This window comes from Variovorax sp. EBFNA2, from assembly GCF_033802765.1.
Classification (GTDB): domain Bacteria; phylum Pseudomonadota; class Gammaproteobacteria; order Burkholderiales; family Burkholderiaceae_C; genus Variovorax; species Variovorax paradoxus_H.
The window spans coordinates 790,567-805,578 of the sequence record NZ_CP138497.1 but is presented as its reverse complement, the minus strand read 5'-3'; the positions used below and the strand labels follow the sequence as shown (position 1 = coordinate 805,578).

Below are 15,012 nucleotides of genomic sequence, written 5' to 3'. Positions count from 1 at the left end.
GGTGGCGCACAACAATCGGCGCGTCATTCATCCTTCCGTCACATCCAGATGTCCTCGAACTACCACTGTCTTCTTCGCAAGGGCCTCGCGCTCGCTATGCTGAGCGGCGCCGCCCTGCTGGGCCTGAACGCCCATGCCCAGACGTATCCGAGCAAGCCGATCCAGTTGGTCGTGCCTTTCGCCGCCGGCGGTGCGGCCGATGCCTTGGGCCGCATGTGGGGCGAGTTCGTCGGCAAGTCGATGGGCACGACCGTCGTCATCGACAACCGCGCGGGAGCCAATGGCTCGATTGGCGCCATCCAGGCCTCGCGCCAGCCGGCCGATGGCTACACCGTGTTCTACGGCGGCATCTCGACGCTGACGTTCAACAAGTTCTCCTACAAGAAGCTCGGCTACGACCCGGACAAGGATTTCGAACCGGTGACGCTGCTCGCCAATGTTCCGCTGCTGATCCAGGCCGCTCCGGCGTCGGGCATCAAGACGCTGCCGGAGCTGATCGCCAAGGCCAAGGCGAAGCCCGGCGAAGTCCGGTACGGCTCCGCGGGCAAGGGGAATTCGACCCACCTGTTCGTGGCCCTGACGGCCGAACATTTCGGGCTTGACCTGCTGCACGTGCCCTACAAGGGCATGGCGCCGGCCACGATTGACCTGCTCGGCGGGCAGCTCGATTTCGTCGCCGACGTGGCCTCGTCCACGGTCGGCAACGTCCAGATGAAGAAGGTCAATCCCGTGGTGCTCTTCGGCGCAAAGAGGGCGGCGGCATTCCCCGATGTTCCGACGATCGCCGAAGCCGGTTTCAAAGATTTTCCGGTGTCCGGCTGGTACGGCCTGGTCGTGCCGGCGGGCACGCCGAAGGCGATCGTGGACCGGCTCGACGCCGAGACGCGCAAGTTCTGGGCCGATCCTTCCGTCAAGGCCAAGCTGGACACCATGATGGTGGAGCCGATGCCTGCCGGCCCCGGCGCCCTGAAGGCGGCGATGGCCGAGGCCACCCGGGTATGGGGACCGCTGATCACCAAGCTCCAGATCCAGAACGACTGAACGCAGATGACACACATGTTCAATCAAGTCTCCGGCGCAGGCCGCGCGATGATGGTAGCGGCCCAGCCCGAAGCGGCCGAAGTCGGCGCCCTGGCATTGATGCGCGGCGGCAACGCGATCGACGCGGCCGTGAGTGCGGCTTTCGCGCAATGCGTGGTCGACCCCCTGATGGCGGGCATTGCCGGCTACGGGACGATGGTGGTGCACCGGCCGGCGGCGGACGCCACCACCTGCATCGAGTTCTATGCGCGCGCGCCGGCCGCCGTCACACCCGACATCTGGGCCAACAAGCTGGTGGCGCAGACGCAGGACGGCTACGCCTTCGTGGTCGAGGGCAACGTCAACGAAGTGGGCCATCAGGCCGTCGGCACACTGGGCACGCTTGCGGGCCTGGTGCATGCGCTCGAGCGCTACGGCACGGTGTCTCTCGCGCAGGCCCTCGCGCCAGCGATCGCGCTGGCCGAAGAGGGCTTTGCCATGCGTCCGCACATGTACCACTACTGCGCGATGGAGCGCGCACGAGACGGGATGAAGGAGACCCAGGAGCGGCTCCAGCTCAGTGCGACCGGCCGGGCCGCCTTCTTCGATGCGCACGGTAATCTGAAGCGTCCTGGTGACCGCATCGTCAATCCGGACTTGGGCAGGACGCTGCGCCGCATCGCGCAGGAGGGCACCGACGTCTTCTACCGCGGCGAGATCGCCTCGCGCATCGTGCAGGACATGCAGGCCCATGGCGGCTTCCTGTCGATGGCCGACCTGACCGGCTACGAGGTCTCGGAGGCGCCGCCGATCAGGGGCCGGTACCGCGGCTTCGACGTTGCGGCGCTGCCGCCCCCGGGCGGCGGGATCTCCCTTATCCAGACCCTGCAGGTCCTGTCGCACTTCGATCTGAAGGCCATGGGGCACAACTCGCCGGCCTATCTGCACACGCTGGCCGAAGCGCTCAAGTGGACGACGATCGACAAGGACGCCTTCGTCGGCGATCCGCGCTTCGTGCAGGTGCCGCTCGACAAGCTGTTGTCCGCCGAGCATGCGCAGGGCATCGCCGACAGGATCAGGTCCGGCGCACGCGCGTCGGTGCGGCGCGGCACCGAGCCTTCGCCGCCCGAGCCCAAGGACACCACGCAGCTGTGCGTGGTCGATGCACAGGGCAATGCCGTGTCGCTCACGCACACGCTGGGTACCTGCTCGGGCGTCATCACCGACGGTCTGGGCTTCATGTACAACGGCCTGATGAGCGGCTTCGATCCGCGCCCGGGCCATGCCGCGTCTCTCGGACCGGGCAGGAGCCGCACCAGTTCGCAGTGCCCCGTCATCCTGTTCAGGGACGGCCGGCCCGCCTTTGTTCTGGGCGCGCCGGGCGGCACCGCAATCTGCTCGGCACTCGTCCAGACGATCGTCAACATGGTCGACTTCGGCATGTCGCCCACGGAGGCGGTCAGCGCGCCGCGCATCTCGGCCACCAGCGACACCATCGAAGTGTCCAACCGGATTCCCCGCTACATCACCGATGAACTGGCGCGCCAGGGCCATCCGGTGAGCCGGACGCACCTGGGCTTCGCATTCGCGGCGCCCCACGTGATCTCGATCGAGCCAGACCTGCGGCTGCGTGGCGGGGCCGATCCGCAACGCGACGGCGTCGCGCTCGAAGTCGCCGTGCAGGAGGTCCGGTCATGACAGACAAGGTCGTTGCCGATCTGCTCGCGCGCCAGCCGGCGATCATGGACTGGCTCAAGGACTTCCTGCGCTTTCCGAGCGTGGGCGCGGACCCGGGTTGCGCCGAGGCGATGGACGCCACCCGTGCATTCCTTGTGCACCGGCTGCGTGACATCGGGCTTCAAGAGGTGCAATTGCTCGATGGCGGCGGACAGCCCGCGGTCTACGGCGAGTGGATGGGGGCGCCGGGCACGCCTACGATCCTGATCTACGGCCACTACGACGTCCAACCTGCCGAACCGCTCGAGCTGTGGGATTCGCCGCCCTTCGAGCCGATCGAGCGCGACGGCAAGTTGTTCGCGCGGGGATCGTCGGACGTGAAGGGCTCGACAACGATCGCGCTCGAAACCGTCGCCAGCTTCCTCGGCGTCGAAGGCGCGTGCCCGGTCAACGTGAAGATTTTCCTCGAGGGCGAGGAGGAAACAGGCAGTCCTTCGCTGCGAAGCATCATCGCCAGGTATGGCGACCTGCTGCGTTCGGACGCCGTCCTGTCGGCTGACGGCGGCCGGGCCCATCCCGAAGTGCCCACGGTCAACACCGGTGCACGCGGGAACGTGAAGCTCGAGATCAGCGTTCGCACAGCGGACGTGGACCTGCACTCGGGGCGCTACGGCGGCGCTGTGCGAAATGCACTGCATGAGCTGTGCGCGCTGCTCGCCACGTTGCACGACGCGCACGGGAATGTGGCCGTCGCGGGGTTCGATGCCGATGCGGGGGGGCTGACGCCGGCGCAGCGCGCCGATGTGCAGGCGTTTCCGTTCGACGCCGAAGCTTTCCTGGCCGAGGTGGGCGCCGCCGAGGCGGGTGACCGCGCCTACTCGCTGCGCGAGCGCATCACGCTTCGTCCCGCGCTGGATCTCAACGGCATCTGGGGCGGCTACACCGGTCCGGGTTCCAAGACAGTGATTCCGAGGCAGGCCCACGCAAAGATGTCGATGCGCATTGTTTCCGGACAGACGCCCGAGCGGGTGCTCGATGCGGTCAAGCGCCACCTTGTCGAGCGCTGCCCGCCCGGTGTCCGGCTCCAGATCGACTTCGAGGGCGGCGGCTCGCCCGCCTCGAGTCTCAGCCCCAACAGCCCGCTCGTCGTGGCAGCCGAACGGGTGCTGCTGGCCGAGCACGGGCGCAGGCCGCTGCACGTGCGCCTTGGTGCCACCGTGCCGATCACCGCCGTGCTCAAGGAGACCATGGGCGTCGAAACACTGATGTTCGGCTACAACCTGCCGGACGAACCGGTGCACGCGCCCAACGAGTTCTTCCGCATCGCATCGATCGAGAAGGGGCTCAGGGCATGGCCGCGAATGCTTCGAGAGCTTGCCACTTTCGAACCTGTGCGGTTCCATGGGAACTGATGCGTGCAGCCGCCTCCGGCAAGAACCTCCGTACATAGCTGCAACCGATCGCGACCGCGGTAGGTGAACGCGATGCTGCAGGTGCGTTCGTCTAGGACGATCCTTCAGTCTGGAAGAACCCGGCGTCTTGCAGGTTGCGCAGCACAATGTCCAGAATGCGCGCCGTTGTGTCGCTGCGGTGGCGCGCCAGGTACGAGAAGTAGTAAGGCACGTTCGGCACCGCCGGCTTGGCCCGCAGAACCTGCAAGGATTTTTCGGCGACCTGCCGGCGTGTGATCGATGCGGGCAGCATGGCAATCGCATGGCCGGAGGCGACCAGCGCCACCATGAGCGAGAGCGAGTTGCAACTGCTGTATTCCTCGAACGAATAGCCGTCCGAGGCCAGCCAGCGCGATGCCGATTCATGCAGGGTCGACGGCGGCGCATTGCAGACGATGCGGTGGTTCAGGGCGTGGGCCGGCAGAAACTCCCCCTCCGACATCATCAGGTCGTGGGCCGCCACCCACTGGTGTTCGGTCAGTCCGATGAACTGGCTTGTCACGTCGGGCTGGCTGCTTTGCCCCGTGTGCAGCGCCATGTCCAGCTCGTGGTTGTTGATCTTCTGAAGCAGTTGGGCGCCTCCGCCTACCGTCAGGTCCACGCGAAGCGCCGGATAGCTGTCCTTGATGTCCTTGAGGATCTGCGGCATCCCGATGATCGCGCAGGACTCGTCCACCCCCATGCGCACCAGGCCGGTAATGGTGCGCCGCAGATCGAGCCGCGCCATGTCCTGCGCCGACGCCAGCACGCGCTCCGCATAGACCAGCACATTGCGGCCCAGCTCCGTCACCAGCAGGCGTTGGTTCTGGCGTTCGAACAGCTGGATACCCAGTTCCTCCTCCAGGTCGCGAATCCGGTGCGAGATCGCCGGCTGCGTGAGATGCAGGTGGCGCGCCGCCGCGTGCACCGTGCCGAGACGCGCGGTCCACACGAAAGCTTCCAACTGATGGAGGGTGAACCTCGTTGATAAAGAACTCGAATCAACCATCGTGAGAATTGATCAGTATCGGTGCCGGGAGTGGCTACCTACGATTGCCGTCATTCACAACGACGATATCCGAAATGACTGCAATCGAACGAGGAGAGTTGCCGCCGCCATGCGCGCTGCAACTGCTGGCCTTGCTGAGGGAGGTCGAGCCGGCCACCATCGGCCACTTTCATGATCGCGGCTTCCTGCATGGGCGGATCAAGGCCATCACCGCGGTGGCGCGCAGCGTCGGCACCGCCGTCACCGTGCGTTGCGAGGGCTCGGACGGATCCGTCCTGCATCACGCGCTGGGGCAACTGCGGGCCGGCGATTTCCTGTTCGTCGACCGCGCGGGCGACGAGACGATCGCGTGCATGGGAGGCGCAAGCATGCTCGCGGCGCGCCTTCGCGGTGTCGCAGGCGTGGTGGTCGATGGCTGCGTCACGGACATCGCGCAGCTGCGCGAGCTCGGCGTGCCGGTGTGGGCCCGCGGGCTGAGCGCCCGCACCACCCGCGCCGGTGGGCAGTCGGGCAGCTTCTGCCGGCCGGTGGACTGCGCGGGCGTGCGCGTGCATCCCGGCGATGCCGTGCTGGCTGACGAGAACGGCATTCTGGTGATGCCGCCCGACGAGGCCTGGGCCTTGGCCCGGACCGCGATCGGGCTGCAACAGGCGGAGCAGCAGACGCTGTCACGGCTGCTCGCCGGTGAGTCCTATTCCGACGTGCTGGACACGCGCCTTGTTTTCCAGGAGACAGCGGCATGACGAGGGCCCATCAGACCAAGCCGCCCGCCTTCGCACCGATGGTGGAACTGTCGCGTGCGTTGCGAACCGGAGAGACGAGTTCGGTAAACCTCACGCGGGAGTGCCTTCGCCGCATCGCGGCATATGACGCCGTCTTCAAGGGCTTTCTGGCGGTCTACGAAGAGGAGGCCCTGGCCGCGGCGGCCCTCGCCGACGAGGAACTTCGCGCAGGCCACGACCGCGGCCCGCTGCACGGCATTCCGTTGGCGCTGAAGGACCTGGTGAACATCCAAGGCAAGCCCACGACGGCGGGTTCGCCGCTGCTGTCGGCCAACACCGCACAACAGGACGCAGCCATCGTTCAGCGCATTGCCGAGGCCGGTGGTGTCATCGTCGGCAAGACCCACATGGTGCAGTTTGCGCTGGGCGCCTGGGGCACCAATACGCACATGGACACGCCGCGCAATCCGGCCGGCCGCGCCACGGACACGCTGGTGGCAGGTGGCTCCAGCAGCGGATCGGCCGTGGCCGTGGCAGCCCACCTGGTGCCCTGGGCGATCGGCTCCGACACCGGCGGCTCGGTTCGCGTGCCCGCGGCCTTCTGCGGCATCGTGGGCTTCAAGCCCACCATCGATGCGCTGCCGCGCGAGGGCGTCTATGCGCTCAGCGAGAGCTTGGACAGCGTGGGCCTGCTTGCGTCGTCGGTGCAGGATGCCCGGTTGTGCTTCGAGGCGCTCGTCGGCGCGCCCGGTTCGGGCTCGGACGCTCGCCGGCGGATCGGCATCCTGGAGGTGGACGAACTCGCACCCCTCGCGCCGGCCGTCGCGCGATGTCACGCACAGAGCCTGCAAAGGCTCGAGCAGGCGGGTTTCAGCCTGGTGCCGTTCCGGTTTCCAGCGCCGCTGGCGGCGTTCAAGGAGCCCACCAACGCCATCATGATTGCCGAAGGCGCCTGGGTGAATGACCGGTTCCTGGACGACCCGGACGCGCTGATGGATCCGTCGGTGCGGTCGCGGCTCCTCGCCGCCCGCGCGACCACGGCCGTGCAGTACCTGCAGGCTCTGGCCACCGCGTCGCGCTGGCAGCAGGAGTTCGCCGGCGAGATGGACAGGCTCGGGCTGTCCGCTGTCGCCATGCCGGTGACGGCGATGACCGCGCCGCGCCTCGAGGACGTCGACCACAACGTGGCGCCAGTCCACTTCACCCGCCCGATCAACCTGCTCGCGCTGTGCGGTATCTCGCTTCCCGCGGGTGAAGACGACGACGCACGGCCCATCGGGCTGCAACTGGTCGGACGCGCGGGCGGCGATCACGCGCTGCTGGGTGTCGCTGCCGAAGTCACCGCCGCACTGCATCCGTCTCGAATTGCGCCGCTGGAGGTGCGCAATGCTTAGCAAGCTGGCCGCCGTCTTGCTGGCACTCGTCGTCCCGTGCGCGGCCGCCCATGACTACCCGCACAAGCCGGTGCGCCTGATCGTCCCGTTTCCTCCGGGCGGCAGCGTGGATCTGGTCGCGCGCCTGGTCGGCAAGAGCCTGCAGGACGCGCTGAAGCAGCCCTTCGTGGTCGACAACAAGCCCGGCGCCTCCGGCAACGTCGGTGCCGCCTACGTCGCCAAGGCGCCGCCGGATGGGTACACGCTGCTGGTCGGCAGCGCGGGTGTCTTTGCCGCCAACCAGTTCCTGTATGCCAATCCGCCCTTCGATCCGCTGCAGGCCTTTGCGCCCATCATGCGGATCGTCGATCAACCCAACATCCTGGTCGTGGGCCAGCAGTCGTCCGCGCGCAGCGTCAACGAGCTGATTGCGCTGGCCAAGGCACGCCCGGGAAAGCTGAGTTTCGGCAGCGCCAGCGTCGGTTCTGCCCAGCATTTCTCCACCGAGATCTTCATGCAGCAGGCCGGCGTAGAGCTCCTGCACGTTCCGTACAAGGGAGGCGCGCCGGCGCTCGTGGATCTGATGGGCGGGCAGATCGACATGCTGTTCGACACTTCGCCGACGGCCTTGCCTTACGTCAAGAGCGGCAAGCTGCGCGCGCTGGCCATCACCAGCCGCCAGCGCTCCCCGCTGCTTCCGGACGTTCCCACGATGAAAGAAGCAGGGCTGCCCGACTTCGAAGTCGTCACCTGGACCGGCATTGCCGCGCCGGCCGGGACACCCCAGGCCGTGATCGACAGGCTCAATGCCGTGATCAAGACCGCGCTGCGCGGGGAGTTGCGCAGGCAGCTCGAGGAGACCTCCCTCATTCCGGTCGGGGACTCGCCCGAGGCCTTCCGGGAGTTCATGCGCAAGGACGCGGACAGCTACGCGCGCCTGGTGAAGGCCGCGAAGATCACGCCCCAGTGATCTTGCAGGGCGCTCCGGACGACGAATTTTTCACTCTCTTGATTGGATGCTGATATGAAGATTGCCTTGATACGTGCTGCGTGTGGCCTCTCGCTGGCGATGGCAGGGCTGGCGTTCGCAGGGGACTACCCGGACAAGCCCATTCGCATCGTGGTTCCCTATCCACCGGGCGGCGCATCCGACACGGTGTCCCGCCTGATCGGGCAGCAGCTGTCGCAGCGACTCAAGCAGCCCGTCGTCGTCGAGAACAAGCCGGGCGCCACTGAACAGATCGCGGCCAGCTTCGTCGCCAAGGCGAGCCCGGACGGCTACACGATCCTGCTGGCCTCCACGGCGGGGCTTTCGGTCAATCCAACCCTCTACAAGGGACGGCTCGCCTACGACCCGGAAAAGGACCTCGCGCCGATCGTGATGGCCGTGACTCTTCCCAGCGTGGTCATGGTTCATCCTTCAATGCCGGTCAATTCGTTCGACGAACTCACGGCGTTCGCGCGGTCTTCGACGACACCGATCAACTACGCTTCCAGCGGCGCCGGCAACCCCAGCCATCTGGGCATGGAGCTGTACAAGCGCGCGGCGTCCATCGAGATGACGCATGTGCCCTACAAGGGTGGCGCGCCCGCGCTTCAGGATCTGATGTCCGGCCAGGTGTCTGTGATGATGGCCATCGGTCCGGAGTCGATGCCGATGGCCAAGGCCGGCCGGATGAAGGCACTCGCAGTCACCACGGCGAAGCGCTCGCCCGCCTATCCCGGACTGCCCGCAGTCTCCGAGACCAAGGGCTTTGCCAATTTCGAGCTGCTGCACTGGTTTGCACTGCTGGCACCCGCCCGGACGCCCGACGCTGTCATTGCACTGCTGAACAAGAACGTGAATGACATCCTGAAGGACCCGGAGATGAAGAGCAAGTTGCTTGAAATGGGAATGGAGCTCGAAGGCGGCTCGCCGCAGCGACTGGCCGAAACGATCAAGCGGGACCGCATCAAGTGGGAGAAGGTGATCACCGAATCGAACATCAGGATCGATTGATCCGCACCGACCAACATCATCATCATCCGAAAGAGAGAATCGACATGGTCTTTGCTGGCGACGGTATCCTGATTTCATCCATGGAAGTGCTCCCCGAAGAGGAGGCCGACTTCAACGAGTGGTTCGACCGCGAGCATCTGGCCGAGAGAGTGGCAATACCTGGCTTTCTCGAGGCCAGACGGTATGAGTCTGTCGGTGCGCCAACCCGCTACCTGCAGATCTACAACGCCACCAGCTTCGATGTGCTGGACGGTGCGCCCTACAAGGCGGCCCTGGCGAACCAGACCGAGTGGTCGCATCACCACATTTCCCGATTCATCGCGCCGACGCGTGTGGTCGGACGCTTGGTGCACAGCGCAGGGGTCGCGCGAGGCGTTGCAGTCGCACTGATGCGGCTGCGACCTTCCGGCGATCCGGCCATGATGCCGGCGCTGGCGGGCGTTCTGGAAGTGCTCGAGCAACCGGGCACGGCTTCGATCCACCTTGTCGAGGCCGATGCCGGCCTTTCCAGGCCGGTGACGGCGGGTTCGGCCTACGTGGGCAGTGAGGACTGCTACGTGCTCGTCGAATGCACCAGCGAGGCCGCAGCCGGGAAAAGCATCGCCCGACTGGGAGCGTCAGTGGAGAAGTATGGAGAACTCATCGACGCGCGAGTTTTCCGGTATCGCATGGATATCAGCGCAGGGTCGCTTTCAACGCGGCAACTGCGCTCACGATGATTCTTGAATTGCCGCTGCTGAGATTTTGACTACATACGAAGCATCTTCCCGGGATTCGTGATGTCCAGAGGATCCAGCGCCCGCCTGATGTGATGTGATCCTGGTGGTGGTGCTCGGCGGCATCGGGCTGAGCGGCGGCAAGGGCGGAGTGCGCAACGTGCTGGTGGGCACGGTACTCATCGGCATCTTGCTCAATGGCATGACGATTATGGATATCCAGTCCACGGTGCGAAACGTGATCAAGAGTGCCATCCTGCTCGTCGCGCTCGTCGCGCTCGTCATTGACATCTTGATTTACCCACGCGAAGAGCAGACGGCCGAGCAGGGCGACCATCAGTCCTGCTGCTGCAACGAGAGGCGGCTTAGCATTGCCTATGGCTCTTCGTTGGTTGACAGGCTTGGCGCAGATGCGAGGCGGCTAGCTGAACTGTGGCGAAAACACCGAGAGAAATATCTCCCCGGTTTTTTTACCTTCGCTGCCTCTTTCGCAGGCACCGTGTTGCAGGCCCCGCCAGGCAACGGTTTGGCGCGCTGCACACACGGTTTTCCACAACGTTGTCCCCATCGGGGTTGGAAAACTCGTCACCTCGATGTGCTACGCCGTGAATCTGTCAGGGGCAGCCGCAACCAGACGGTCGTGCCGATGCCGGGCGTGCTGCTCGCGCCCAGGGTGCCGTGGTGCTTCTGGACCACCGCGCGCACGACGGAAAAGCCCAGGCCCATGCGCCGTGTGCTGACGCTTTGCGTTTCGCTGGGGGCGGCTTCCGGCGTCGCGGGCACGCGCCGACCGCGTGGTGCGTGGAGCAGGGCGTCGAGCTGTTCGGGCGTCATGCCCGAGCCTTGGTCGCCCACGGAAATGCGTACATGTGTCGCGTCCGCACGTTCGGCGCCGGGTTCGACGTTCAGGCGCAGTTCCACGCTGCGCCCGGACGGGCTGTGGCGGACGGCGTTGTTGAGCAGATTGACGATGGCGCGGGTCAGAAGCGCGCCGTCGGCACGCAGGATGGTGTCGCCGGCGTCGTCGTCCAGGCGCGCTTCGACGCGCACGCCTTGGGCCTGCGCGTAGTGCCACACCTGGTCTCTGGCATCGAGCAGCACGGTGCCGATGTGCGTGTCCGCAAAACGGTAGTCGTCCGATTCGGCCAGCGCGAAGTCCATGAAACCTTCGGCCAGCGCGAGGGTGCGCTCGGCTTCACGCCGGATCGCCGTGCGCAGGCCGGCATCGGCGGTGGCTTCGTGCATCGAGAGGATACTGAGGATCGTGACCTGCGGGCTGCGCAGGTCGTGCGACAGGAACTGCCGCCACTCGTCGCGCTGGCGCTGCGCCTCGCGCTCCGCCGTGAGCTCGGGCAGCATCACGACCCAGCCCCGGTCTTCGGGCGCGTCGCCGCTGAAAACCGCGGCCTCGAGGCGGAACACGCGCGCGTCGGAGGTCACGAATTCGCAGTGCCGCAGGTCGGTCCAGTGGGCAGCGCGGGCGGCGTCCATGCCGCTTGCTGGCTTCACTGCGAATGGCGCGATGAGCTCGGGCAGCCGAACGCCGCGCAGTGCAGCGCAGTCGTTGTCGTTGGATGGCAGCGATCCACCGCCCAGCAGCCGGAAGGCGGCCGCGTTGCCCGATCCGATGCGCCCCTCTTCATCGCAGATCAGCATGGCCACGGGCATGGCCTGCATGGCCTTGTCCATCAGCTGCTGCATGCGGCGCAGGCGTGCAATCGCCCGGTCGAGCGCTTGCTTGGGATGCGCTGTCGGGTCGGCCGGGGCCGGCGCGCGCACGGGCATCACTTCGAAGGTGCCACCGGGGAGGGCGTCGAGCACCTGCGCGCGTCGGCGTAGGTAGACGAACTGCGATTCCAGGCGCCGCCAGCTCCACAGCAGGTAGAGGATGGCCAGGCCGAGCATCGGCGCGGCGGGCGGCAGCCAGTGGTGCCACCCCAGCATGGCGACGCCGCTGATGAGCAGGCATGCGCTCGCGAGGCCGAAGGTGACCGGCAGCGCATGCCGGCCCAGCCGTACCAGCAGCCACAGCGCGATCCACAGCGGCACGATGGTCCAGGCCGTATGCCACAGCGGCGGCGACATGCTCACGTTGCGCCCGTGCATCAGGTTGTCGATGGCATTGGCATGCACTTCCACGCCGGGCAGCACGCCGCGGATGCCGGCGTTGGGCGTGAGCGTCTGGTCGCCGAGGCCGGGAGCGGTGGCGCCGACGAGCAAGAGCTTGTCGCGCAGCAACTCGGCGGGCACTTCGCCGCGCAGCACGCTGACATAGGGCACGGTGCGGTAGCTGCCGCGCGGGCCCGCAAACAGCAGGTGCAGCGGGCCCTGGCGCAGCCAATCGGTCGGCGTCGCCTCGGAGGTGGACGCGGGCTGCGAGATTCGCTGCGCGATCAGTGCGCCCACGTAGGGCTGCAGATGGGTCGGATAGCCTTCGAGCAAGTACAGCGTGCGCGCGACGCCGTCGGTGTCGGGTGCGAGGTCGGCGTGTCCCACGCCGCGGGCCTGCGCAGCAAAGTCCGGCAGGGGCGGCAGGAAGCCCGGCCATTCGTGGCTCGAGAAGGCCAGGGGGCTCGCATGCAGCAGCGGCAGGTACACGGGCAGCAGGCCCATGGCCTGCGCCAGGCGCGCATCCTCGCGCGGGTCGGCGCTCGGCTCGGTCAGGAAGAGGTCGAGCAGCACCGCGCGGGGCGCGGCCGGCGCGAGCCGCTCGAGCAGGCGCGCGTGGGTTTCGCGGCTCCAAGGCCAGCGCCCGAGTTCGCGCAGGCTGTGCTCGTCGATGGCGATGATCAGGATATCGGGCGACGCCCGATGCGAGGCCAGGATCAGCAGACGGTCGTGGATGTACGCGTCCATCTGCGGCAGGCCGGGGCGCTGCGCGAGGCCGAGCATGGCCAGCGGCAGCAGCAGCGCCATCAACAGGCGTTCGACGATGAGCCGCATGCGCGTGGCCCCGCTTTAGCGCACCGGGATGTCGAAGCTTCCGCTGAAGCCAGCCGCTTCGGGCGTAGAGGACGCGGCGCCGTCGGCGATGGCCTGGCGCGCACGCCAGTGGTAGCGCCCGCCAAGCGCGAAGGGGCCGACCGTCATGCCGGTGGCGTAGACCGAGGGCTCGTTGAGCAGCAATACCGCGAAGTCGGGACTGCGCGAGAGTTCGAAGGTGTAGCGTTGCCCGGAGGCGCCCGGCCAGCGGACCTCCACGCGCCCGTCTGAAAGCACAGACGACGTGCCCTGGCCGCCTGTGCCGCCCGTGACCGTGGGCAGGTAGACGGTGCTGTCGCCCGGCAGGCCTTCGAGCCGCGCAGCGTCGAAGGCCGTGAGGCGCAGCTGGTAGAGGCCCGACGCCAGTTCTGCCGGCACCGTGAAAGAAGGCCCAGGGCCGCGCTGCTCGTGCACCGGCAGCAAAAAGCGTTCGTCGCGCGCCAGCTGCAGGCGGTAAGTTTGTGCGCCCGGCATAGGCGTGAAGCGGAACGTGCGGTCGTTGCGCGCCGTCGTTTCGGCCACCAACTGGGGCGCTGGCAGCAGGCCCATCGCCTGCGACGGGCCGTTCTCCGTCAGCACCGCGCCGCGGCCCTCGCGCAGCACGAGCGGCGGTTCGGCCTGCGATGTGCGCTGCACGACCACTTCGCCCGCGATGACTTCGCCGGTCAGCACACCGTCTTCGTCGCGCACGCGGAAGTGCGTGCCCCGTACGCCCAGGCCCATCGACCGCGCGCGGATCTCGAACTGCTGGTTCGGTTGCTGCTTGTGCACTTGCGATTCGACGCGGCCCTCGATCAGCCGCAGCCGTACCGTGTTGGCATCCACGGCCAACACCTCGAGCGCGCTGCGCGACGGCAGCACAACGCGGCTGCCGCCGGCGACCCCGAGGGTCACGAAGGCATCGGTGCCGGTGATGAGCGTGTCACCGGCCTGGATCGGCATGCCGGGCGTGAGGGCCTGTTCGCCGCCCACGCGCTTGCGTGAGGCCTGGCCTTCGACCGCTGTGACCACCGCAGCGCCCTCGGGCACGAGCCGGCCGTCGGAAAAGTACAGCACTGTGCCCGGCTGGAGCAGGCGTGGTTCACCGACTTGGTTGCGTTGTTGGACCTCGGGCCAGCGCAATGGCGTGGCTAACTGCTGGTTCGAGATGCTCCACAAGGTTTCGCCGGGCTTCACCACATGCGGCGACTGCGCGCTTGCCACCGTAGCAGCGACAAACCAGGCGCATGCCACGAGGTGGTGCAGAGGGGACTTGGCGCCGTACGTCGGCATCAGGAATCCACCTGCGGTTGCTGCGTGGATTCGAGCCGGTAGCCGCGCCCGTAAACAGTGCGCAGGCTCAGTCCGCTCTGGGCTTCGAGGCCCAGCTTGCTGCGTAGCCGATAGATGTGGCTGTCCAGAGTGCGCGAAGGTAGCTCTTCGTTGCTGTAACCGGCGCTTTCGAGCAGATGGGCGCGGGACACGGTGTCGCCAATATGTTGGAACAGCGTCAGCGCGAGCCTAAATTCGCGGTCCGTGAGGGCTTGACGTTGTGCTGGCGCGTCGTCGCCAGGCGCGGGCTGAATCAGAACGCTCTGTGAAACCCTGTCGAACTCCCAGCGGCCGAAACGCTCACCGTCGGTCGAGGCGACGGGTGCGCGCCGGGCCATCAAGCGCTGCACGCGTGCGCGAAGCTCCAGTGGACGGAACGGCTTGACGATGTAGTCGTCGGCGCCGAGGTTGAGCGCCTGCACCACGTCTTGCTCGGAGGCGCGCGAACTGAGCATGAGCACCGGCACCTTGTCGGTCTGCCACTTGCGCAGCCACTGCAGCAGCTCGACGCCGGCCAGCCCAGGCACGTTCCAGTCGAGAACCAGTAGATCAAAGCTCTCCCGCCGCAGCGCCTGTTGCAATGTCGACCCATTCGAAAACGTGATGCAAGTCACGGTTGTCTCGCCAATTGTTAACAGCTGCTCAAGGGTTCGCACGAGATGCGAGAGCTGATCGGGGTCGTCTTCAAGGATGGCGATGCGCATGGGCTCCAGGGGGTAGCGGCGGAGATTTTGACAGCGAATCCATTGCTGAAATCTGACGAATTCCGAAGC

The 15,012-nt window shown here is 66.7% G+C and carries 12 protein-coding genes and 1 pseudogene; 9 read left to right on the top strand and 4 right to left on the bottom strand.

Annotated elements, in window-relative coordinates; translation table 11 throughout:
- Positions 1-48: 48 nt before the first annotated feature.
- The 3 genes from RZE79_RS34135 to RZE79_RS34125 are packed head-to-tail and all read left to right on the top strand — an operon-like array spanning position 49 to position 4,109.
- The gene (locus tag RZE79_RS34135) at positions 49-1,041 is read left to right on the top strand and encodes a tripartite tricarboxylate transporter substrate binding protein (protein ID WP_319361864.1); all 993 of its coding nucleotides are present in this window, start codon (positions 49-51) and stop codon (positions 1,039-1,041) included.
- A 15-nt stretch (positions 1,042-1,056) separates the two neighbouring features.
- Positions 1,057-2,718 carry a gamma-glutamyltransferase gene (gene ggt, locus RZE79_RS34130; protein ID WP_319361863.1) on the top strand — a complete coding sequence of 554 codons (1,662 nt, stop codon included), beginning with the start codon at positions 1,057-1,059 and terminating at the stop codon, positions 2,716-2,718.
- A complete protein-coding gene (locus RZE79_RS34125) occupies positions 2,715-4,109 on the top strand; it encodes a M20/M25/M40 family metallo-hydrolase (protein ID WP_319361862.1) in 1,395 nt (464 codons plus the stop codon). Before ggt ends, RZE79_RS34125 begins: the two co-directional genes overlap by 4 nt.
- Before the next feature lie 91 nt (positions 4,110-4,200).
- Here RZE79_RS34125 and RZE79_RS34120 read toward each other — a convergent pair whose 3' ends face one another.
- Positions 4,201-5,091: a LysR family transcriptional regulator gene (locus RZE79_RS34120; RefSeq protein ID WP_319361861.1), complete on the bottom strand. Its 891-nt coding sequence runs from the start codon at positions 5,089-5,091 to the stop codon at positions 4,201-4,203.
- A gap of 119 nt (positions 5,092-5,210) precedes the next feature.
- On the opposite strand from RZE79_RS34120, the gene RZE79_RS34115 reads away from it, so the two are divergent.
- The 6 genes and pseudogenes from RZE79_RS34115 to RZE79_RS34090 all read left to right on the top strand — a co-directional run.
- Complete coding sequence (locus tag RZE79_RS34115) at positions 5,211-5,879, top strand: RraA family protein (RefSeq protein ID WP_319361860.1); 669 nt, start codon at positions 5,211-5,213, stop codon at positions 5,877-5,879.
- Positions 5,876-7,252: an amidase gene (locus RZE79_RS34110; protein WP_319361859.1), complete on the top strand. Its 1,377-nt coding sequence runs from the start codon at positions 5,876-5,878 to the stop codon at positions 7,250-7,252. The genes RZE79_RS34115 and RZE79_RS34110 overlap by 4 nt, the downstream gene beginning before the upstream one ends.
- Positions 7,245-8,201 carry a tripartite tricarboxylate transporter substrate binding protein gene (locus tag RZE79_RS34105; protein ID WP_319361858.1) on the top strand — a complete coding sequence of 319 codons (957 nt, stop codon included), beginning with the start codon at positions 7,245-7,247 and terminating at the stop codon, positions 8,199-8,201. Before RZE79_RS34110 ends, RZE79_RS34105 begins: the two co-directional genes overlap by 8 nt.
- 54 nt (positions 8,202-8,255) lie before the next feature.
- Entirely contained in the window at positions 8,256-9,230 is a 975-nt protein-coding gene (locus tag RZE79_RS34100) for a tripartite tricarboxylate transporter substrate binding protein (protein WP_319361857.1), read from the top strand.
- Positions 9,227-9,949, top strand: a complete 723-nt coding sequence (locus RZE79_RS34095; RefSeq protein WP_319361856.1) for a DUF4286 family protein — start codon at positions 9,227-9,229, stop codon at positions 9,947-9,949. Before RZE79_RS34100 ends, RZE79_RS34095 begins: the two co-directional genes overlap by 4 nt.
- A gap of 91 nt (positions 9,950-10,040) precedes the next feature.
- A pseudogene (locus tag RZE79_RS34090) lies at positions 10,041-10,280 on the top strand (ABC transporter permease); the annotation flags it as partial.
- Positions 10,281-10,531: 251 nt separating this feature from the next.
- Here RZE79_RS34090 and RZE79_RS34085 read toward each other — a convergent pair.
- From RZE79_RS34085 to RZE79_RS34075, 3 genes are read right to left on the bottom strand one after another with little or no spacing between them, the layout of a single operon-like run.
- Positions 10,532-12,889: a CHASE2 domain-containing protein gene (locus RZE79_RS34085; RefSeq protein ID WP_319361855.1), complete on the bottom strand. Its 2,358-nt coding sequence runs from the start codon at positions 12,887-12,889 to the stop codon at positions 10,532-10,534.
- A gap of 15 nt (positions 12,890-12,904) precedes the next feature.
- Positions 12,905-14,200, bottom strand: a complete 1,296-nt coding sequence (locus RZE79_RS34080) for a FecR domain-containing protein (RefSeq protein ID WP_319361854.1) — start codon at positions 14,198-14,200, stop codon at positions 12,905-12,907.
- Positions 14,200-14,943: a response regulator transcription factor gene (locus tag RZE79_RS34075; RefSeq protein WP_319361853.1), complete on the bottom strand. Its 744-nt coding sequence runs from the start codon at positions 14,941-14,943 to the stop codon at positions 14,200-14,202. The genes RZE79_RS34080 and RZE79_RS34075 overlap by 1 nt, the downstream gene beginning before the upstream one ends.
- Positions 14,944-15,012 lie beyond the last annotated feature (69 nt).

Excerpts from the sequence above, each read along its gene's own strand:
- RZE79_RS34110 (WP_319361859.1), top strand. The coding sequence starts at position 5,876 with ATGACGAGGGCCCATCAGACCAAGCCGCCCGCCTTCGCACCGATGGTG.
- RZE79_RS34100 (WP_319361857.1), top strand. The coding sequence starts at position 8,256 with ATGAAGATTGCCTTGATACGTGCTGCGTGTGGCCTCTCGCTGGCGATG.
- RZE79_RS34080 (WP_319361854.1), bottom strand. The coding sequence starts at position 14,200 with ATGCCGACGTACGGCGCCAAGTCCCCTCTGCACCACCTCGTGGCATGC.
- RZE79_RS34125 (WP_319361862.1), top strand. The coding sequence starts at position 2,715 with ATGACAGACAAGGTCGTTGCCGATCTGCTCGCGCGCCAGCCGGCGATC.
- RZE79_RS34115 (WP_319361860.1), top strand. The coding sequence starts at position 5,211 with ATGACTGCAATCGAACGAGGAGAGTTGCCGCCGCCATGCGCGCTGCAA.
- RZE79_RS34085 (WP_319361855.1), bottom strand. The coding sequence starts at position 12,889 with ATGCGGCTCATCGTCGAACGCCTGTTGATGGCGCTGCTGCTGCCGCTG.
- RZE79_RS34135 (WP_319361864.1), top strand. The coding sequence starts at position 49 with ATGTCCTCGAACTACCACTGTCTTCTTCGCAAGGGCCTCGCGCTCGCT.
- RZE79_RS34105 (WP_319361858.1), top strand. The coding sequence starts at position 7,245 with ATGCTTAGCAAGCTGGCCGCCGTCTTGCTGGCACTCGTCGTCCCGTGC.
- ggt (WP_319361863.1), top strand. The coding sequence starts at position 1,057 with ATGTTCAATCAAGTCTCCGGCGCAGGCCGCGCGATGATGGTAGCGGCC.
- RZE79_RS34075 (WP_319361853.1), bottom strand. The coding sequence starts at position 14,943 with ATGCGCATCGCCATCCTTGAAGACGACCCCGATCAGCTCTCGCATCTC.